We start from the raw sequence: 19,806 nt of genomic DNA, 5'->3' as shown, positions 1-19,806 counted from the left end.
AATGGGCGCTTAAACGAGCGCCATACAGGACATGATTTGTCGCAATGGTGAGGCGAGCCAGCCCTGGAATCATTGTATCTATATGTTTCACCTCAGCTTTGATTGCCTGAACTCCTCATCGCTTAGACGACATTTTGCTAATTTGTCGTGTAGATTTAACTCCCCTCCAAATGAGTCCTAACCCCGTGCATTCAACGACAAGAATGTCTCAAGGCTGATGACTTGTCGGCCAATCGGCGCAGCAATTTGCAATCTGGAGGGAAGCACAACAAGGAGTTTTCAATGCGTTTGCCCGCTTCATCACCGCTGCGTTTCCTATTGATGATCACAGGCCTGTGGCTCGTGATCTTTTTCCTCACCCGCCTGGTATTACTCGCCACTCATCTTTCAGAGTCGGGTACTGCATTTGCGTCGATCTTTGGGATTGGCGTCTTATACGACCTGAGTTTTTTACTGTACGCCGCACTGCCGATGAGCCTGTATGTGCTGCTGTGCCCACCGTCGCTGTGGCGTTCACGTGGTCACCGCTGGTTTTTACAGGGGCTACTGACGCTCAGCGTTTTCGCCATGTTATTCACCGCGGTGGCTGAATGGCTGTTCTGGGACGAGTTCGGCGTACGCTTCAATTTTATTGCCGTGGATTATCTGGTGTACTCCGACGAGGTGTTGAACAACATTCTGGAGTCCTACCCAATCGGCAAATTGCTTGGCGGGCTGGCGGTTATCGCGGTAGTTATTTGTATTGCTCTGCACAAACCTCTACAGCGGATAATGGGTGCGCCGCTGCCATCCTGGCGCCAGCGTTTGCTGAGTGTCGGAGTGATTTTCGCAATGACTGCTGTTGTTCTGTTGGTCGTTGACCAAGACACGCCACGTGGCAAAGGCGGCAATACCTATCAACATGAGCTGGCCAGTAATGGTCCATATCAGTTCTTTGCCGCATTTCGCAACAACGAGCTGGACTATGATCAGTTCTATGGCACCTTGCCAAATGACGTGGTTGGCCAGCGCATCCACCAGGAGCTGGCGGAAAGTGATGTGCAGTTCATCGGTAAGGATTCGCTCGATGTCCGCCGTACCGTGACCCCAAACGATAAGACCCAGCGACATAATATTATTCTGGTGACTATCGAAAGCTTCAGCGCCAAGTACATGGGCAGCAATGGGAACCCCGACAACCTGACACCCAACCTCGATCAACTGCGTAAAGAGAGCCTGTACTTCAACAATTTTTATGCCACTGGCACCAGGACGGACCGCGGCCTGGAAGCCATTACGTTGTCTATCCCGCCGACGCCGGGACGCTCTATTGTCAAACGGGTTGGCCGTGAAAGTGGTTTCGCAAGCCTGGGCCAACAGCTCAATCACGTCGGTTACGACAGCGTGTTTGTGTATGGCGGCCGTGGCTACTTTGACAACATGAATGCGTTCTTCAGCGGCAATGGTTATCGGGTCGTAGATCAAAGCAGTGTCGATGAAGCTGAGATCCATTTCAAAAATGCCTGGGGTATGGCTGATGAAGACCTCTACCAGCAAACGTTGAAGCTGGCAGACGAGAATTTTGCCAGCCAAAAACCGTTCCTGCTGCAACTGATGACTACCTCCAATCATCGTCCATACACTTACCCTGAAGGCAGGATCGATATTGCTTCCGGTGACGGTCGTGACGGCGCGGTGAAATACACCGACTATGCAATCGGCAAGTTTCTTGAAGCAGCCCGAAAGAAAGCCTGGTTCGATGACACGATCTTCGTCTTTGTCGCTGACCACACCGCTGGCAGTGCGGGTAAGGAAGATCTTCCGATTCGTAACTACCAAATCCCTTTGTTCATCTATGCGCCCAAGCTCATTCCTGCGCGTGAAGACGGCCAACTTGCGAGTCAGATCGACCTGGCTCCAACCCTGCTTGGTCTGTTAAACCTCAATTACGAATCGACATTTTTCGGTCGTAATTTACTTCAGCCTTCCACCTTGCCGCCTCGCGTGTTGGTAGGCAATTACCAGCACCTTGGCCTGTTCGATGGTAAAGATCTGGCGATTCTCAGCCCCCGAGCGATGTTGCGACGCCACGATGACGCGCTGGGTGCCAGCCATGAGGTGACGGTTCAGCTCGACGACCCCCTGGTCGCACGTGCGATTACCTACTACCAGGCCGCGAGTTATGGTTTCACCCATCGCTTGTTGAATTGGCCCGGCAGTGAAAGCATTACCAAGCAATAGCTCCCGCCACTAATCGCCCCCGTATACAAGTCTATTGGTGCGGGGGCTGACTCGCAGATTTCGTTGCAGCACCATCCCATCGCCGGCACGGTCACCGGGCAGATTCGGCGCACCGCGACCACTGGCCCGGCAATCAACCTACTGCGGATTGAGGAAAACCTCTCGGCAGCCAGGCAACGCCTGTCCCGCACCTACGTCGAAAATCTGCCCCGGCTTGAATGCGCCGAACGCTACGACCGAGCCCGTACCTTTCACTACATGGACCCGCCTTACTGGCAGACCGGCGGTTATGGGGTGGACTTTCCGTGCGAGAATGAGCGGATGGCTGACTTTATGCGGCGCTGCGAAGGCAAGGTGATGGTCAGCATCAACGATGACCCAGACATCCGCCAGGTCTTCCGATTGCTGTCTCTGGCAGTTTAGTTTTTCTTCTTGATTAGTTTATTCATGTAGTACTTCAGGCTGAAACGATCTTTGGGCCTTGGCTTGTAGTGGGTTTTGTTTCTTTGTGCGGGATCGATCACCAGGGTCCCGGCGGTGTAGTAATAAAGCGCTATGGACCTGCGCGTGATGTGCTCTGGCGTTGTTAAAGGCTCTGGGTGCCCATGGTTGCTGTCTTTGTCTGTGTTGAAAATGACACATCGATTGTAAATGGGCAGGACTTTTTTAAGGCAGTTCTTCATGCCGACATCCCAAAGTTCAAGATTGCCGCCGTATTCCTCTCGCCAGTCTTCATTTAGATAAATGATGATATTCAGTCGGCGCTCAACATTAAGCTTTTTGTTGAGCCTGAAGTCCGAGTGCACCCCCAGGAAACCACCACTTTTCGTTTCATGCAGGCCGCCACCAGCAAAGTAGGGGTCGGGTATCAAACCTTCGATGCCTGTGAGCTTTTCAAGAAACTGCAACATGGGGGCCGAGTTGAAGGCGTTGAAAACCGTCTTCAAATGGGGGCCGCATTCGTTGGGGCTGATTTGACGTTTTCGTTGACCTTTATAGCCGCGCTCGTAGAGCATTTCGTTGTTGGTTGGCTCGATGGGGAAGTGCGAGCAGATACTCGCAATCAGCGCTTCATCCAGGAAATTATCGATGACGATGTGCGGAAATGGCGTGGCCTGAATATAGCGACTGGCCAATGAGGAACCCAAGGCACTGGCGGCGTTCTGGTCGAAATCAAGCTCCGGGGAGAGGGTCATGGGTAGTGCTTGAGTGATGGGTGCCATTACCGCTCCAATAACTTGATATAAAGACGTGTAGGTGACTGAAAGCAGGGGCCAGTGCACTGCTCGTTGTGTTGCTTCGTAGCTTAACTTTTGCGGTCTTCTTTTTTCAGGCGCTTAAGGATGTCGTTGTACATTTTGGTTCGTCTATGCGTTTTTTCATAGCCGCCAGCCGCGGCGACAGTGCCGGACTGCATGTGATCCAGATAACTGAAGATTTTACGCGGTGATAACATTTCAACGACATAGCCAAGCTCGGTCATGCGGTCTTGGAGGGTGTAGCCCGGCACGCGATCATCCATCGAAAAGTGCATGTTGTGCTGTTTGATAAGCTTGCAGTTCCACAATGTACAGAAACTCTTCAAGTAGACTTCTTTGTACGGTTTGGGTTCTCTGGAGCGTAAACCCATGGAGATTTTCAGGTGCCTGAAATGGTGTTTGAATAAACGTGAGCTAAAGCGCCAAAGCGTTCTGGTGGTACCACGGTTTAATTGCTCAACACAACCGACGGCTACGACTTTTTGGTTTTTCAAGCATTTATTCAGCATCATCGGGAAAACATTTTTATCGAAAACAAATGTATCGGTGTGCATAAGGAATAAATAATCAGTTTCAATTCGCTCCAACACCAGATCAAGCGCTTTGCCATGCGCGATATGCCCAGGCTCTGGTTCGGATACGGAGCGCTCGATTAAGTTGATCCAGTCAAGCGATCGTAGGTACTCAGTGCTTTCATCGGCGGAATAGTTGTCAACTACCCATATCGGGACGTTGTGGCTGCCCACATGCTGGTGCAATAAGTCTAAGCATATCTTGGTGATTTCTGGTGTTTTGTAATTGACTATAACGATGCTGAAGGTTTTAGCGTTGTCAGCCAGGAAGCTCGTGTTATTCATCGTTCAGGCGCCCAATGATATTGCATGTTATTGTAGGAGTAATTGAATCTGTAAACAGCTTTCACTTATTTGTCTGCGCGAAGTTTTGCGTGACTATAGAGCGCAATTTGTTAAGCCGCTTTGTCATACATAATAACCATAACTTACGTGGGCCTGATGGAGAGCAATAGATGTGGATTTCATCGTATAAGGATCTGCTCTGTAGGTAAACATCCGTGACTTAATTCGTTACACGTTCCCCCGCTACCTATCTCCCGCACACGCAGCCTGGTTAGTCGCAGGCACGTGGATTACTGGCGATGGCCAAATTAAAGAGCAGCAGATCCCGTGTCTTTTCTGCGAGCTGGAGTCTTACCCGTATGGCCCAGATATTTCTGACACGGAGTGTGGCTTTCTGCCCGAGCTGGCTCAGTGAGCATCTTGTTCAGCACGTCCTGGCTCTCAACCGCTTCGGCCTGACCGTTTGCCATCACGCCTCCCGCGTTCGACGGTGAACGCGGGAAACAATGTCAGAAATAGAGGCAAGTACTACTGAAGTGACGCGCAGTACGAGGAAATGGAACCCACATCACCGATAGCGTCTAAATCCCAGAGAGATGTCCCGCCACGCACGAGGCAAGCCGCTTCCACCCGGGATTGCCAAAAAACTGGACGGCCGGTTGATTGGCAGGCTGCCTCATTATGATGGGTATGAATGGCAGCAAGTTGGCACCGACTTGATATTGGTCGCGCTGGCAACCGGGCTAATCTACGAAGTGCTCAACGGTGCTTTTGATTAATGGGCATGATCCATATGCCCATTTGAAGGCTGTTCTGACGCGCCAGCCCATGAAATTGCCGAGCTGCTGCCGAACAGCTGGCAACCGGCGTAAACAGCGCTATTCGTCCACGCTGATACCCGATCCCCCTAATTCGTTGGGGACGTCCTTCAGCTTGGGCAGTCCATCCTTGATGCGCAGCACAGTCTCCTGATAGTGGACGTGAACGCCCGGCGAATACGCAAGATCCGGGATGACCGCGGCATACACATCGATGAGCCCCATCCCCGGGTGCTCAGTGAAGATGTGCCCGCCGCACGTCTTGCACCACTTGCGGTAACTGCGCGGTGTCTTGTTGTAGGTGCCGATGTTGTCTGCACCGCGAGTCACTTGCACCGCCTCGGGTTTCCACAGCGTGAAGGCGTTGACTGGCCCTGCTGACCAATGCCGACACGACTCGCAATGGCAGTAGCCCATCCCGACCGGCTCGCCACTGACTGTGAACTCGACTGCGCCGCAAAAACAACTGCCCTTGTAAGACCGTTCAATGCTCATGGCATGACTCCTTGATTAATGGTCAGGCGATACCGCCGGATTACACATCGTCGATGTAACGCACCGTTGTCGCCGGCGTGCGCCGCACTTGCAGGTCGAAAATGTCAGGGCGCGCGTAATGCCCGGTGACGTCGAGCGCCCGCCGCGCTGGCGCCACGAGTTCGACGTCGATGTCCGCATACAGAATGCCTGCCTCTCGGTGTAACGGACCGGCCACGATCCGGCCTTGAGGACTGACCACCACCGAGTCGCCGTCGTTGATCCATTCATCTGGATCGGGAAACAGTTGCGAACGAGCCGGGAAGTCGTCGGGGATATCACTGCCGCGCAGCACGGTGCCGCTGCCGAGCACCCAGCAGCGGCCCTCGAGAGCAATGTGACGCATTGTGCTGATCCAGCCCTCGCCTGTGTCGTACGTGGGAGCGATGTAGATTTCCACCCCTTGGGCATACAGAGAATAGCGTGCCAGCGGCATGTAGTTTTCCCAGCAGATGAGCGTCCCCACGCGGCCGACGGGTGTATCGACTGTGCGCAACCCGGATGCATCACCGAAGCCATGCACCATGCGCTCGGGATTGGTTGGCATCAGTTTGCGGTGGCGGTTGAGCACTTCGCCGTTCGTACCGATAACGACTACGCTGTTGTAGAGCGTGCCGCCACCCTTTTGTCGCTCGCATTCATCAATGCCGCACACGATCGTCACGGCGTGAGCCCTGGCGGCCTCGCACAATTCACTCAAGTCTCCGTTCGCGATATCGACGGCGTTGGCCAGCAGCCGCGTGTGCAACTGGCCCATTACAGCCCCGTCCTTTCCCGCCGCCAGCCGCCAGATCCACGACGGGTAACCGGGAATGTACGATTCGGGCAAAACGATCAGCGAGGCTCCCGCAGCCGCAGCCTCAGCGACCGATTGCACGGCCCGGGCGATTGTCGCGCTGCGATCGAGCAGCACGGGCGGACGCTGAATGATGGCTACCTTGGTCATGGCGTTCTCCTTTGGCGGTTAGCGTTAGAGGTTTCAGCGTGCGCGTGGCGAAGTGGCGGGGCTAGTTCAGAATCTGAAGCGTTGTAATTGCGGAGCCAGGGCAATGGACGAAAGCTACGGTCAGTTCTGCACGGTCGCGCGCGGTGCTGAAGCCCTGTGCGAGCGCTGGACACCTTTGGTCGTGCGTGAGTTGCTGTGCGGCAGCAAGCGCTTCAATGAACTGCACCGCGGCGTACCACGGATGTCCACCAACCTGCTGGCACAGCGGCTGCGCCATTTGCAAGAAATCGGCGTTGTGCACCGCACGGCCACCGGCAAAATCTGGGAGTACAGCCTGACCGAGGCGGGCGAGGAATTGCGCCCCATCATCATGGCGCTAGGGCATTGGGGCGCGCGCTGGATCGGCAGTCGCCTTCGCGATGACGAACTCGACGCGGGCCTGCTCATGTGGGACGTACGCCGGTTCGTGCGCATCGAGACATTCCCGTCCCGACCGGTGGTCATCCAGTTCAAGTTCCGCGACGCGCGACCCGGCGAGCAAGCGTGGTGGCTTGTGGTTGAGCAGGGCGTGGCAGACCTGTGCCGCGACGATCCCGGACGCGAACTGACACGTGTCGTGGACTCCAGCGTGCGCGCGTTGACCGAGGTGTGGACGGGCGACCGCACACCGCGGGAGGTTCTTCAGTCGCGAGAGCTGCGTGTAGATGGCGCGGTGAAGGATGCGGAAAGTTTGTGGCGCTGGCTTGGCACGAGCGTATTCGCGGGTACCCGGAGCGCTGCTCGCTAGCGCTGGCAGCCTCCGTCGGTCGCAGGGCTTGAACTGTCTGCGGCTTAATGCGTCATAAGACTCGCTATATCAACCAACCCTATGGAAGCAATCATGCTTTTAAAGAATAAGAGTCTCGTTGCTGTAATGTCCTGCGCCCTGATGCTTGCAGCCGCCCCATTACTCCCTGCTGACCTGTCCATCATGAACTCCGCCTATGCGAAAGAAGGTGGTGGTGGTGGTGGTGGCGGTAACGGGGGAGGCAATGGGGGAGGTAACGGAGGTGGTAATGGCGCTGGCCACGGCGGCGGTATAGGCGGTGGTCACAGCGGTTCAGATCACTCCGGCGGCTCTAACAGTAACGGCCGCGGCAATGGACTGAGCAGCGATCATGCCGGCAAGGCTGTTCGCGACCGTGGTGAAAGCGGAAACCACTACGGCAGTGAGCGCAATAGTGATCGCGGGCATGGCCCAACGACTTCAGGCATCGCCCATTCCAAAGATACTCGCGGCGTGGCCAAAGCCAGAGCAATCTCGGCCTCGACGCCAGGCGATCACAACACGAAAGGGTTGAGCAAAGCCGGGACATCGATATCGAAAAAATCGCACTGATCAGCCATAACTGCTGATAAAGAATTACAACAGACTCCTTTGCAAAGCCTGCCGCACGCTTGGGCTCAATTGGACTTCTTCGGTGGGTAGTTACCGCGCAAGCCCCCGGACGGGGTGCCTGATTTACTGGGTAGGGCAGGCACCACCGGGCGAGACCTGGGTTGGGGGTTGGAGCGGCTCCGGGGTTGAGGTTGTTTGCTCATTGTTTGCCTCACTACTTTTCAGGAGTTCGCGAAGGCCTCCTGATAAAGCTTAGCTGCTGGCTGCGATGGTCTGCATCGTTCGGCAGTAGGTAAACAGGCTGCAAGCTAGCAAACCCCGCAACACGCACTCCTAAAAAAACGGGCGCCCGACAAGGCGCCCGTTTTCGTTTGTTCCGCTGCTTGAGTCCGTAAGCGTCGACTGATCACATCCTCTCTAGCGCAGCAGATGCACCGCCAAACCGACCAGCGCGCAAGCCATCAGCACCTGAATGACGCCCCGTTTGAAGCGGAACAAGGCAATTGCCGCCAAAATGGCGATCAGTGCAGAGGGCCAGTCGAGGTTGCCGCTGAAGCCTTGCGGCCATAGCACGTGATAGCCGAAGAAACAGGCCAGATTGAGGATCACTCCAACCACCGCCGCTGTGATTGCGGTAAGCGGCGCAGTGAACTTGAGTTCGTTGTGGGTCGACTCCACCAACGGGCCACCGGCGAGGATGAACAGGAACGAGGGCAGGAAGGTGAACCATGTCACCAGGGTGGCCGCGACAGCCCCGGCCAGAAACACCTGATCGGCGCCGAACACTTGTGAGACGTACGCTCCAACAAAGCCGACGAAGGCCACCACCATGATCAGCGGCCCTGGTGTGGTTTCCCCCAGTGCCAAACCGTCGATCATCTGGGTCGGGGTCAGCCAGCCATAGTGACCGACCGCACCTTGATAGACATACGGGAGCACTGCATAGGCCCCGCCAAAAGTCAGCAACGCGGCCTTGGTAAAGAACCAGCCCATCTGGGTCAGGGTGCCTTCCCAGCCAAAAAGCGTGGTCAGGATTCCCATCGGCAACGCCCACAGCGCTGCGCCGATGAGGGCCAGCAACGCCAGTTTCATCCAGCTGAACCGGGCATGTTCGGGGGGCGGGGTGTCGTCATCGATCAAGGCTGGGCCGAAGGACTTTTTGGCGGCGCTATGACCCCCGGCTCTGAATTTCTCGGGAGCCAGGCGCCCTCCGACATAGCCGATTAACGCTGCCCCCAATACGATCAGCGGGAAAGGAACATTGAACGCGAAGATCGCGGTAAATGAAGCGGCTGCTATCACCCACAGCCAATTATTCTTCAGCGCCCGAATGCCGATCCTGTGTGCCGCCTGCACCACGATGGCCGTCACGGCAGGCTTGATCCCATAGAAGAGGCCGGCCACCACAGGCACTTCGCCGAACGCGATGTACATCCACGACAAAGCGATGAGGATGAACAGTGAGGGCAGCACAAACAACACTCCGGCGATCACTCCACCCCAGGTTCGATGCATCAGCCAGCCGATGTAGGTCGCCAATTGCTGAGCCTCTGGCCCAGGCAGCAACATGCAATAGTTGAGCGCATGGAGAAAGCGTCGTTCGGAGATCCAGCGCCGACGTTCTACCAATTCCTGGTGCATGATCGAAATCTGTCCTGCCGGCCCGCCGAAACTGATGAAGCCGAGCTTCAACCAGAACCAGAATGCCTCACACAAACTGATCGCCTCCGGCCTCGATAGATCCTCTTCAGCCGTTGATGCCAGCACCTTACTCATTGGGTTGTTCCTCTTTCACAAACTCGGCGAGCAGGCCGTCGAAGATGGCGCTGGCAGCAGCCAGCAAGTGCAACGGAATGGCCAGCAGTCTGGAATAGTCCGACAGCACACACCGTGTCGCAACCGATCTCGGCGCACAAGGCAATGTTTTCCCGCACCTGCGTAAGGCCGTTGATGACTGGTCAGCCTCTCACATGCATTCGCGACTAGAATTTCACTGCCGACTCTTATCTAAAGCCAGATCAGATTTCAACTGTGCAACGTCAGGTCTCGAGCGTTATTTCAATCCCTGGGAAACCGGTATGGCAAATCCGCAAGATAAAGCCGAATCTGACGAGGATTTAGCTCAGATGGTAATAGGGCGAGGGCCCTGCACCTATCTATTGCTGCTGCTACTAGGATTGATCCTCCTGTTTCCCTTTCTTGAGGAAGGAATATTTGCTCGCACGTTGCTCGGCATTCTGTTTTCAACCGTGCTGCTCGTGGGCGCTTTCGCCACCAGGCAGACTCGGCGGGGGTTCATCCTGAAACTGGGGCTGGCGTTGCTTGGGGTTGGCCTTCAATGGACGGCATTGTGGGCTGAGAGCATCGCGATTCTTAACCTGGCCGGGATATCTTATGCGGCGTCTCTTGCCGTCTCGTTTAGCGGAGTGCTTCGCTATATTCTCAAGCGCGGGCCCATTACAGCCGACAAGCTGCATGCTGCGCTTGCGGGTTACATAATGCTGGCCTTCGCTTGGTCCTTCGTCTATGCCCTGGTCGAGATATCCAGCGCTGGCTCATTCGGCCCTGCTCACCTCGACTTCGGACAGCCCGGCACTTTCTTCAAGCTGATCTATTTCAGCCTCACGACACTCACGACCACGGGTTACGGCGATGTTCTCCCGTTGACCAACCACGCCCGCTCACTTGTGATGGTCGAAGAATTCTCAGGCGTCTTTTACGTGGGTGTTGTGATCGCGCGGCTTGCCGGTCTTTATCCATCGAATCAGGCTAAGTGACTGCTTCTCTGTACAACCTTAGCCTGGCCGGTTCAGCACCAGCAAACGCGCCGCCAGCGCCGTCATAACGACAGCGAAGCCGTAAGCACCCAAGCGCCTGGGGATTATGCCTGCGCGCAGGCGCCCATGCAGCTGCCCGGCACAGACGCTGAGCAGGGAATGAAAGATCAAGGCGATCAGCGCTAGCAACACACCCAATACCATCAGTTGCAGGGTGACACTGCTGGCTCCCAAGGTGACGAATTGCGGCAGGAATACCATGTAGAACAACAGTGCCTTGGGATTCAGCAGGCTGTTGAGGGTCGCCCGGATAAAGATTTTGCGCAGCGATGCCAAGCGCAGATTTCCCTGGATGAGAAACAAGGCTAACCGGAGTCGCTGGGTTGAAGCAGATACAGTGGGGATGGATTTGATCGCTACAGTCAGGTGTGTGGAGCGCAAGAGTCGGTCAGGACGAAAGCCACGTATTCACTATCCGCCGATCCAGTTCTTCCCAATCCGCCATGCCCAACACTCGCGTGGTATTCAACCCACGCAAATAACCGCGCAACTGATTGGCGGTGGCCCGCGCAAGCTCTGGGTCGGGCGCGTGTTCGCCCAACAATACGGTTTCGTACTGGACCAGGTACTCGGCCACCCGGTCACGAAAATCGGGTAGAACGGCGTCGCGGATAAAGTCAAAAGTTCTCAAGGAGCGATCCTCATCCATCTTTTCCAGTGGTGATTGAGTGTGTATCCGTCTGCGCGGCGCACAACTATTGCTAGAGGTAATAGTGACCATCATGAAACGCAAGTTCTACTTTGATGGCAATAGCCGGAAAATCCCCCTCCAACGAAACACCACTCACGAAAATTCGGGTGATGTGATGAACGAACCTTTTATTTTCAGGATGAAACCGATGCGTCTTTTATTCGTGCCTGCCCTGGCGATTGGCGCTTTGTTGCTCGCCGGTTGTGCCTCCGCGCCGAACGCCCCGACCCTGACCTTGCACACCAGTAAGACCCCGGCCCAATACGCTGAGTGCGTCGTACCGAAATTGCAGGGCAACGCGTTGAACCCGACCGTCTCGCAGACCCAGCGCAGCTACCGGATCGTGGTATCGAGCAAAGTCTCGACGGACAACGTGCTGGAAGCCTACAAGGCCGGGAACGGCGGCAAGGTATTCATCTACGAGCGGCACTTGCTGGCCTCGAACTTGTTGCCTTCAAGTTTTGAGCGCGCCGCACAGGAATGCATCTGAGCCCGGCCCGTAGACGCTTTCTACAGAGCTCCTTTGGTTGGCCGCAACCAACCAATTTTTTTGCCCCGCACCGCATTCGGTAGCGGGGCATTTTTTTGTCTGCGTGACGCGTATCGATCCATCTTTCAATCATCTAAATTGAAAGGCCAAACCGATACTCCTGGTCAGTTCCTGCTTGCCGGGATACCTGTTCGATCAGGAAGCCACAGCGCTTGAGGACTTTTGCCGAGCCGATATTTTCAGCGTACACGTTGGCAACCAGCTGTTTAAGGTTCCAACGCAACTGCGCCTGCTGAATCAGATGCTTCACCGCCAGCGTTGCCAGTCCTTGCCCGCAAGCACTTTGAGCAATCCGATAACCGACTTCTGCCGACCGCGTGGACGTGTCGATGTCTTTCAGGTTCGCTCTGCCCACTATTTGTCCGTCAGCGTCTTCGATGACAAAGGGGTGCCAGATGCCGGTGGCATGATCAGCTAAATAGGCCGCAACGTGCTCGGTGACACCCTGCACCGAGTAAAAAGCAGCACCACGCGCGTCAATGTGGCGCTCGAACCACTCGCGATTGTCCACTTCAAAAGTCAGCAACGCCTCGGCATCAGTGCTTTGCAGGGTACGAATTGTGACGGGCTCCATAAGGACGCTCCTTTTCCTGGTGGAACTACTTGGATAATTGTGCGCATGCACACTTGTCAGTCGTTAGCTGAGTTGGCGCTCTTACAGGATGACCTGATGAGGAAGCTACTCACAATTCGAAAAAACCGATTGAATAAAAACACTATAAACGTGAAGCTCACTGGCGCATTGCGCGCAACCGGTAAGTCAGTATTGCCAGTTTCTGGCTTAGGGAGCGCTGATGAGTTTTCGTCCATTGACCGACTTCCCGCGGCAATCGAGCGATCGCGACGTTGTCGCATCCCGGCTTGAACAGAATTCGGACACTGTCTGCATGGCTTACGTTGGCAACGAGAACACGATCGATCAATTGCTGGACTCAGCGCGTAACTGGGCGCACACCACCGCGTGGGTGGTTTACCGTTCTGGCGAACAAATGCATTTGGTCGGGCAGGGCGACCCACTGGCGCAGTGGCCCTCAAGTGTTGCGAATGAAGAGTTCGACACCTTTTGCCTGACCCGGCACTTGCACCGCTGGCCGACCGGTAAAGGTGAAAGTGTGCTGGGTTGGCTGCTTGCGCCAGTTGACGCTGCCGCGGAACCGGCGCTCGCCGGGTTTGCGCAGCGCCTGGGCATTCAGGTGCAGACGAATACCCTTGCCCGTGCGCAGATTACTCAACGTGTGCTGTATGAAATTACCTACCTGGCCAGTTCGACCCGCGACCGGTCAGTATTTCTGGTGGGGGTTCACCAACTGCTGGCTAGCCTGATCGACGCCGAGAACTTCTATCTCGCGTTGTATGATCCGCACAGCGGCAAGATTGACTACCCGTATTACGTCGACATCATTGATGTCGATGCCGTGGAGTCCTCGCACTACGAATACCTTGACCTTTCGCACCTGTCGTTGACCGGCCAGGTATTGACCACTGGCCAGCCGTTGCTGATCGACGCCGCCGGCATTCTCGCGGCTCAGGCCGAGGAGCGTTTTTACTGCGTGGGTGATCGTCCCGAGTTCTGGATGGGCGCACCGTTGAAAAATGCCTCGGATGACGTGTTTGGCATGCTCGCGATGCAGGTCTACGACGTTTCTCGTACCTACAGCGCCGAGGACCGCGCGCTGTTTCTGGTGGTAGCCCGCCACGTGGCCATGGCGCTGGACCGGATTCTGCACCGAGAGGATCTGGAGGCGACAGTGATGCGTCGCACCCTGGAGCTGTCGGCACTCAACGACGCGTTGAGGCAGGAAGTGGCAGAGCGAGAGCGCGCCGAACATCTGCAGAGCGCGCTGTTCCAGATCGCTGAGCTGTCCAGCCAGCCTGGCGACATGGCTGAGTTGTTTCAAACCTTGCATGGCATCGTCGGTGATCTGCTGTTCGCGCGAAACTTCTACATTGCGCTGTTCGACGACGCGACCCGTGAAGTGACCTTTCCGTATTACGTTGATGAGCGGCAGACGACCTGCCCAGTGGCACGGCGTGGGAGCCGGGGCTTGACCGAGTACGTGATCCGTCAGCGCCGACCTTGCCTGATTGACGCCGACGAAGCTGACCGATTGACTGCGCACGGTGAAATCGAAGTTGCCCATGTGTATTTTCGATCCCATTCCTGGCTGGGCATCCCCTTGTTCGATGGCGATGTGGTGCGTGGCGTGCTTGCGGTGCAGAGCTATACCTCGCAGGTGCGCTATACCCTGCGTGACCAGGAACTGCTGACCTTCGTGTCGCGGCACATCGACACCGCGTTGTCGCGACGCACGGCCGCCGAAGCGATCCATGCCGCCAATCTCAAGCTGGAAGCCCGGGTGCAGAACCGCACCCGCGAACTCGATCACGCCAATGCCAAGTTGCAACACGAAAACTCCCACGATGCGCTGACCGGGCTACCGAATCGTACCTACCTGCAACAGCGCCTCAATCTGGCCTGGTCGCAGTTCGGCAGCGAAGGCGGACACCTGGCGGTGATGTTCATCGATCTCGACCGTTTCAAACTGGTCAACGACAGCCTCGGCCACCATTTTGGCGACCTGCTGTTGATGCAGGCCGCTAACCGTTTGCGCGGTTGTCTGCGCGACACCGACATGCTGGCGCGCCTGGGGGGCGATGAGTTTTCCGTGCTCGCTCCCGAGGCGCCGCTGGACGTGGTGATCGACATCGCTGAACGGATTCTGGTGGCGTTTGACCTGCCGTTTTTAATCAATGGCTATGAGGTTTTTTCGTCCTGCAGCATCGGGATCGTCAGCGCCGACAGTCAGTTCCATCAGGAGCCAGCCGACTTGCTGCGCGACGCCGACGCGGCGATGTACCGGGTCAAGAGCGCCGGGCGCGACAGCTACGCGGTGTTCAATCAGGAAGTGCGTCGTGAAGTCTCGGACCAGGTTGAGCGGGAAGGGGCCTTGCGCAACGCGCTCAAGCGTACCGACGAATTGCTGCCGTATTTCCAACCGATTGTCAGCGTCGAAAGCGGCGAACTGTTGGCCCTTGAAGCGCTGATCCGCTGGCATCAGCCGGGCGGCCGGGTGATCGCGCCAGGCGAGTTTTTGCCGGATGTCGAGGGGCTGCGTCTGATCGGTCGACTGGACCTGTACATGCTCAACAGCATTGCACTGATCCTCGCACAGCCCGAGCACGCCAACTGGCCTGCGGTGCACGTCAATTGCTCCAGCTACAGCATGACGCGTCCCGACTTCGCCAGTGATGTGCTTGCACTGTTGGCGCGGCATGGGGTTTCGCCGTCGCGGATCTGCCTTGAGTTGACCGAAGGTGCGCTGGTGGCGGAGCCGGCGATTGCCCGACTGACCATGCAGCAATTGGCCGACAACGGCATGTCGGTGGTGCTCGATGACTTCGGTGCAGGGTTTTCATCCCTGAGCTATGTGCATCAATACCGTTTCAGCGGCTTGAAGATCGACAAGTCGTTCATCCTCGAACTGACCACCAGCGCTCGCAGTCGCGCGATCGTCCGGGCGATTGTGCGTATGGCCGAATCGCTGGACCTGAGTGTGGTGGCCGAAGGTGTTGAGGATGAAGCGACGCTGGTCTTGCTGCGCGAAATGGGCGCAGGGCAGGCCCAGGGGTATTATTTTGCCCAGCCGATGGGGTTGGAGGCGTTGTTGGCGAGTTCGCTGATGGGGCGTTAGGGTCGCAACCAGGCTCGGCGCGCAAGGCGATACTTTCCAGCACCTGCGTAACCGTGCGAATTCACACTTTTCTTACTTCAGTTCCGTTCTTATTTCGGTTCCAGGCACGAAATATTTACTGGGATCATCGACCTTCTTCAGGTCAATCAAGGCTCGGCAAATGCAATGTGAGAATTGTTTCTGCAACGTGTCGGGGTCTTTCCATGCCATTTGCGATGCTTGCACTTGTTGTCCCTCGGACGATTTATAGCAGACACAATTATCAAGTCGGGTGACGCCGTTATCATTTGTGCTCTGACAGGCAGTGGTAAGCAAAGAGATCGCTATGAGCATTGCGAAGCGTTTCATGGGCACCCCTCCGAGGCTGTTGTGAAGGGCTAACTCTAAATAGACCGCGAAGGCGGTTATACGCCATGGGCCGAAAGCCCAATCTGCTCAATAAGCCCGACAGTAGAAGGAAGCTTAGCTCTCATTTTCCATCGCTCCATCCACAGTCCAAAGCGGACGGTCACAAGGAAGATAAAAATCAGTTGTGTGCGGTTTTCTGGCGAAGAGAATGGGGGGACGCGGCAGACTTGGACAGACTGCCGCGGCACCGCTAGTTGGGCATTGGAATGGTGATGCCTTCCTTCTCCAGATCTTCGCGTACCGACTGGAACTTCTGGTATTTGGAAATTTCGATCGGGCCGTCGTACGTCATGCTTTGGATTTTTCGTGGTGGATACTGAACGTAGGTTTTCATCAATTTGGCGATCGATGCGCTGATGGGCACCAGTGTCCAGGTGTGCTCGGTGTAGTTGTTCATGAAAATGTCATAACGCTCCTGCGGGTCCTGCAGCAGGTCGAACACTTGCGGCACCGTCGCGACATATTTGGTCGGGCCTTTCCAGCCCTGGTTGGTATCGACCGCGAGGCCACCGGTGACGGCACCGTTGTCGCCCCTGAGGTTGAACACTGCCTTGTAGTTGCCGACGCGGGCGGCACCGGGCGACAGTTCATTCTCGGTGAAGTAGAACCACTCCTTGCGAGGATCAGGGCCGGATCCGAGCAGCACCGGGGTCATGTCGTAGCTGTCGAAGATGATCGGTTTGCCTTCGCGGTCCTTGTCCGGCAGCTTGACCCCGGCCACGGAGGCGAAGGTCGCCATCAGGTCCAGGCCGCCCATGATGTCGTGGTTCTTGGTATTCGGTTTTATCTTGCCGGGCCACGCCATAATCGCCGGCACCCGGTTGCCACCTTCACGCACGGTGCCTTTGGTGCCACGGAAAGGCGTGTAGCCGGCATCCGGGTAAACGTCCTGCCAGGCGCCGTTGTCGGTGGTGTAAACCACCAGGGTGTTTTTATCCAGGCCCAGCGCCTTGAGCTTGTCCATGATGCGGCCGATGCGGGTATCGAGTTCAACGATAGAGTCGGCGTATTTGGACTTGGAGATCGACTTGTGCACGAACTCCGGCGCCGGCATGTTCGGCTGGTGCACTTTCATGAAGTTGACGTTGATGAAGAACGGCTTGCTGGATTTTGCCGCCGTGTCGAGAAATTCCATGGTGGCTTTTTCGACGTAGTTGTCAAAGAACGGAATACCGACGATACCGGGTTTGCCATCGATCACTGGCGTGTCGACGTACTGACCGTTGATCTTGAAGTCCTCCACCGGTTTTTCGCCGGCCTTGGCCGACAGTGCGCCGCGCGTCACTTTGGTGAACATCGCGCGGGTTTCGTCATCCATGTCCGGGAACCATGTAGGGTCAGCGTAGGTGTATGCGTTCAGGTGATACAGGCCGACGTACTTCATCACGTCGTAACCTTGAGCATTGGGCAGCGCGTAGTCGTCTTCGCCCAAGTGCCACTTGCCGGTGAAGTAGGTGTCGTAACCGCCGGTTTTCAGCACGGACGCCAGTGTCCATTCAGCCGCCGGCAAGCCGCCGCCCTGACCCTGGAACGCCACGGTGGTCATGCCGCTGCGGTTCGGGATGCGCCCGGTCTGCATCGCGGCCCGACCTGGGGTGCAACTGGGTTGGGCATAGAAGGAATAGAAGGTGGTGCCTTCTGCGGCGAGTTCGTCGATGCTCGGTGTCGGCATGCCTCGACCGACCCCGCCACCATAAGGCCCCAGGTCACCGTAGCCGGTGTCGTCGGAGACGATGAGCAGAATGTTGGGTTTTTCCGTCTGTGCCGCCTGCGCAATGCCGGTGAGTGCCATCACCAATGAGCACGCAACGTAAAACCTGGTGTGGTGTGAAAGACTATTCATGCCCGGTTTCCTTTCTCTGGATTTGCCCCTTTGTCGAACCACTCAAACAGCGTGGGAGCGGCACGGACCCAAATGAGTACCCCCAACCATGAGCCTGGACAGTTCAGGAAACCTTCTAACGGCTGAATAGAATTCCCGTTCACTAACAAATAGCCCACTATTGGACATGGTTAGCGTAGATCGAGATTTAGAGTAATCCAGGCTGAAAGCCGCTGTTTATGGGGCTTTCAGACCTTCGGTGCAGAAGCTATTTGCCATCACTGAGTCGGTTTCACAGGGTTTGCTGCGGATTTTTCTTCTACAAGTTTGTACGCCACGTAGTACTTGTAGATGTTGCCAACATAATCCACGGTCTCCCGGCCAACCACTTGCGCCGCCGCCTGCTCGACATTGCCGAACCAGATGTTCTTGTTCAGCCCGGATTTTTCCGCCAAGGCGCGGAACTTGCGCAGGTTGCCGGGGCCGGCGTTATAGGCGGCGAAGGTCATCAGGGTCTTGTTCATCTGGTTCAGTTGCGGGTCGTCCAGGTACTTGTCCGCGAGCAGACGCATGTACTTGCTGCCGGCCTCGATGTTTTTGTCGGCACTCTTGTCAATGCCGCCGATGCCCACGGAGGGGTCCTTGGCGGTTGTCGGCAGCAATTGCATCACGCCCACCGCGCCTCGGGGGCTGCGGGCTTGCTGATTGAGTTGCGACTCCTGAAAACCCTGGGCCATGAGCATCAGGTGATCGAATCCGTAAGAACTGGCGTGGCGGTTGAAGATCTCGACCATTTCCTGAAACTTCTTCATCTCCTCTTCAGACGTGGCATTGAGCACGCGCTTGCTGCTATTGGTGACGTACTTGGTGCGCAAGCTGTTGCCGAAGGTGGTGCCGACCTTGTGGGTCTTGACGAAGCCGGCGAGCTGTTCTTTCAGCTGCGGGCTGTCCTTGCGGATCGCCCAGGCAAACTCGGAGTTGTCATGCAGAACAATGTCCTCATGAATCTGCATGTCGGTGTACAGCGGTGCCCAGATTTTTGCGATGTATCGATCCACCACCGTGGCCTCGAGCAATCCTGCATTGACCATTTGCAGCAAGTCTTCGGACTCCAGGTTTTCGTCGGCGGCTTTCAGGTCGATGGGGGCCAAGCCTTGCTCCTTGAAGGAGGCGTTCAAGGCCTGGAGGTGCTCGTAGTAGCTGCTGGAGGCGCGTACGGTAATTTTCTGGCCGGACAGGTCTTCCAGTTTTTCAACGGGTTTGCTGTCAGGGGCGGTGACCAGGATTTCCGGGATCTTCACGGCGAACGGGTCGGCGAAATCAACGTCCTTGAGGCGTGCCTCGGTCACGGTGAGCCCGCCGGCGGCGATGTCACCAACGCCTTTCATCAGTTTGGACATCAATTCGTTGCGTGCGGTGGGGATGAACATCACCCGCCATTGCATGGATTTTTTCCCGTAGGGCTGGGTCTTGTTCAGCCAGGCTTCCAGCCCCTTGCCAAGCTCATAGCTGAGGCCGCGTTGGCGTCCGCGATCAAGTTCGAAAAAGGTCTTGCTGTAAGGCACTAGCACCCGGATCAACCGGCGCTCGCGCATGCCCTCGAAATCGCCGACCCAGTCTGGCAGAACCGGCAACACCAGCTTCTGCACTTCGGCTTCTTCGGCGGGTGTCAGTTCGACGGCAGGCAGTTCGGGCTGGGTTTGTGCCAGGGCCGCATTAAGCCAGCACAGCATGAGCATAAGGGCTAATTTATGACAGCTACTCCATACATTGCTCATGCTCACTCACCGACAG

16 protein-coding genes and 3 pseudogenes are annotated in these 19,806 nt (G+C 56.3%); 8 read left to right on the top strand and 11 right to left on the bottom strand.

Features of this window, described 5'->3' with window-relative positions:
* The first annotated feature begins 282 nt into the window (after positions 1-282).
* Both VD17_RS28925 and VD17_RS28920 read left to right on the top strand, forming a co-directional pair.
* A complete protein-coding gene (locus VD17_RS28925) occupies positions 283-2,220 on the top strand; it encodes an LTA synthase family protein (protein ID WP_046056816.1) in 1,938 nt (645 codons plus the stop codon).
* 63 nt (positions 2,221-2,283) lie between these two features.
* Positions 2,284-2,619: pseudogene (locus tag VD17_RS28920) on the top strand (DNA adenine methylase); the annotation flags it as partial.
* Between the two features lie 20 nt (positions 2,620-2,639).
* Here VD17_RS28920 and VD17_RS28915 read toward each other — a convergent pair.
* From VD17_RS28915 to VD17_RS32790, 3 genes and pseudogenes are all read right to left on the bottom strand, one after another.
* Positions 2,640-3,443 carry a 2OG-Fe(II) oxygenase gene (locus VD17_RS28915; RefSeq protein ID WP_046056814.1) on the bottom strand — a complete coding sequence of 268 codons (804 nt, stop codon included), beginning with the start codon at positions 3,441-3,443 and terminating at the stop codon, positions 2,640-2,642.
* Between the two features lie 83 nt (positions 3,444-3,526).
* The gene (locus VD17_RS28910) at positions 3,527-4,336 is read right to left on the bottom strand and encodes a glycosyltransferase (protein ID WP_046056813.1); all 810 of its coding nucleotides are present in this window, start codon (positions 4,334-4,336) and stop codon (positions 3,527-3,529) included.
* A 239-nt stretch (positions 4,337-4,575) separates the two neighbouring features.
* Positions 4,576-4,748 (bottom strand): annotated as a pseudogene (locus VD17_RS32790) (integrase); the annotation flags it as partial.
* A gap of 193 nt (positions 4,749-4,941) precedes the next feature.
* Here VD17_RS32790 and VD17_RS28905 point away from each other — a divergent pair.
* Positions 4,942-5,115 (top strand): annotated as a pseudogene (locus VD17_RS28905) (anti-virulence regulator CigR family protein); the annotation flags it as partial.
* Between the two features lie 99 nt (positions 5,116-5,214).
* Here VD17_RS28905 and VD17_RS28900 read toward each other — a convergent pair.
* Both VD17_RS28900 and VD17_RS28895 read right to left on the bottom strand, forming a co-directional pair.
* Entirely contained in the window at positions 5,215-5,649 is a 435-nt protein-coding gene (locus VD17_RS28900) for a GFA family protein (RefSeq protein ID WP_046056812.1), read from the bottom strand.
* Positions 5,650-5,689: 40 nt separating this feature from the next.
* Positions 5,690-6,634: a carbon-nitrogen hydrolase family protein gene (locus VD17_RS28895; RefSeq protein WP_046056811.1), complete on the bottom strand. Its 945-nt coding sequence runs from the start codon at positions 6,632-6,634 to the stop codon at positions 5,690-5,692.
* 103 nt (positions 6,635-6,737) lie between these two features.
* Here VD17_RS28895 and VD17_RS28890 point away from each other — a divergent pair, with 103 nt between their 5' ends.
* Both VD17_RS28890 and VD17_RS31990 read left to right on the top strand, forming a co-directional pair.
* Positions 6,738-7,421, top strand: a complete 684-nt coding sequence (locus tag VD17_RS28890) for a winged helix-turn-helix transcriptional regulator (protein WP_046056810.1) — start codon at positions 6,738-6,740, stop codon at positions 7,419-7,421.
* Positions 7,422-7,514: 93 nt separating this feature from the next.
* On the top strand, positions 7,515-8,012 hold the full coding sequence (locus VD17_RS31990; protein ID WP_046056809.1) for a hypothetical protein: 498 nt from the start codon (positions 7,515-7,517) through the stop codon (positions 8,010-8,012).
* A gap of 417 nt (positions 8,013-8,429) precedes the next feature.
* Here VD17_RS31990 and chrA read toward each other — a convergent pair whose 3' ends face one another.
* Positions 8,430-9,788, bottom strand: a complete 1,359-nt coding sequence (gene chrA, locus VD17_RS28880) for a chromate efflux transporter (RefSeq protein WP_046056808.1) — start codon at positions 9,786-9,788, stop codon at positions 8,430-8,432.
* 302 nt (positions 9,789-10,090) lie between these two features.
* Here chrA and VD17_RS28875 point away from each other — a divergent pair, with 302 nt between their 5' ends.
* Positions 10,091-10,789: an ion channel gene (locus tag VD17_RS28875; RefSeq protein WP_046056807.1), complete on the top strand. Its 699-nt coding sequence runs from the start codon at positions 10,091-10,093 to the stop codon at positions 10,787-10,789.
* 18 nt (positions 10,790-10,807) lie between these two features.
* On the opposite strand, the gene VD17_RS28870 is transcribed toward VD17_RS28875, so the two are convergent.
* Positions 10,808-11,125 carry a LysE family transporter gene (locus tag VD17_RS28870; protein ID WP_259674609.1) on the bottom strand — a complete coding sequence of 106 codons (318 nt, stop codon included), beginning with the start codon at positions 11,123-11,125 and terminating at the stop codon, positions 10,808-10,810.
* 112 nt (positions 11,126-11,237) lie between these two features.
* Positions 11,238-11,480, bottom strand: coding sequence for a hypothetical protein (locus VD17_RS28865; RefSeq protein ID WP_046056837.1), 243 nt, complete (start codon positions 11,478-11,480; stop codon positions 11,238-11,240).
* Positions 11,481-11,688: 208 nt separating this feature from the next.
* Here VD17_RS28865 and VD17_RS28860 point away from each other — a divergent pair, with 208 nt between their 5' ends.
* Positions 11,689-12,030: a hypothetical protein gene (locus tag VD17_RS28860; protein WP_046056836.1), complete on the top strand. Its 342-nt coding sequence runs from the start codon at positions 11,689-11,691 to the stop codon at positions 12,028-12,030.
* Positions 12,031-12,163: 133 nt separating this feature from the next.
* Here the strand turns inward: VD17_RS28860 and VD17_RS28855 are convergent, their stop codons facing one another.
* Positions 12,164-12,664 (bottom strand): GNAT family N-acetyltransferase, encoded by a 501-nt coding sequence (locus VD17_RS28855; protein WP_046056806.1) that lies wholly within the window; start codon positions 12,662-12,664, stop codon positions 12,164-12,166.
* Between the two features lie 220 nt (positions 12,665-12,884).
* On the opposite strand from VD17_RS28855, the gene VD17_RS28850 reads away from it, so the two are divergent.
* The gene (locus VD17_RS28850; protein WP_046056805.1) at positions 12,885-15,782 is read left to right on the top strand and encodes a sensor domain-containing phosphodiesterase; all 2,898 of its coding nucleotides are present in this window, start codon (positions 12,885-12,887) and stop codon (positions 15,780-15,782) included.
* 598 nt (positions 15,783-16,380) lie between these two features.
* On the opposite strand, the gene VD17_RS28840 is transcribed toward VD17_RS28850, so the two are convergent.
* Together VD17_RS28840 and VD17_RS28835 are read right to left on the bottom strand one after the other, a co-directional pair.
* Positions 16,381-18,033, bottom strand: coding sequence for an arylsulfatase (locus tag VD17_RS28840; protein WP_046056803.1), 1,653 nt, complete (start codon positions 18,031-18,033; stop codon positions 16,381-16,383).
* Between the two features lie 257 nt (positions 18,034-18,290).
* A complete protein-coding gene (locus VD17_RS28835) occupies positions 18,291-19,751 on the bottom strand; it encodes a lytic transglycosylase F (protein ID WP_259674608.1) in 1,461 nt (486 codons plus the stop codon).
* Positions 19,752-19,806: the final 55 nt, after the last annotated feature.

Source organism: Pseudomonas fluorescens, assembly GCF_000968015.1.
GTDB lineage: Bacteria > Pseudomonadota > Gammaproteobacteria > Pseudomonadales > Pseudomonadaceae > Aquipseudomonas > Aquipseudomonas fluorescens_W.
This window is presented reverse-complemented; position numbering and strand designations above follow the sequence as displayed.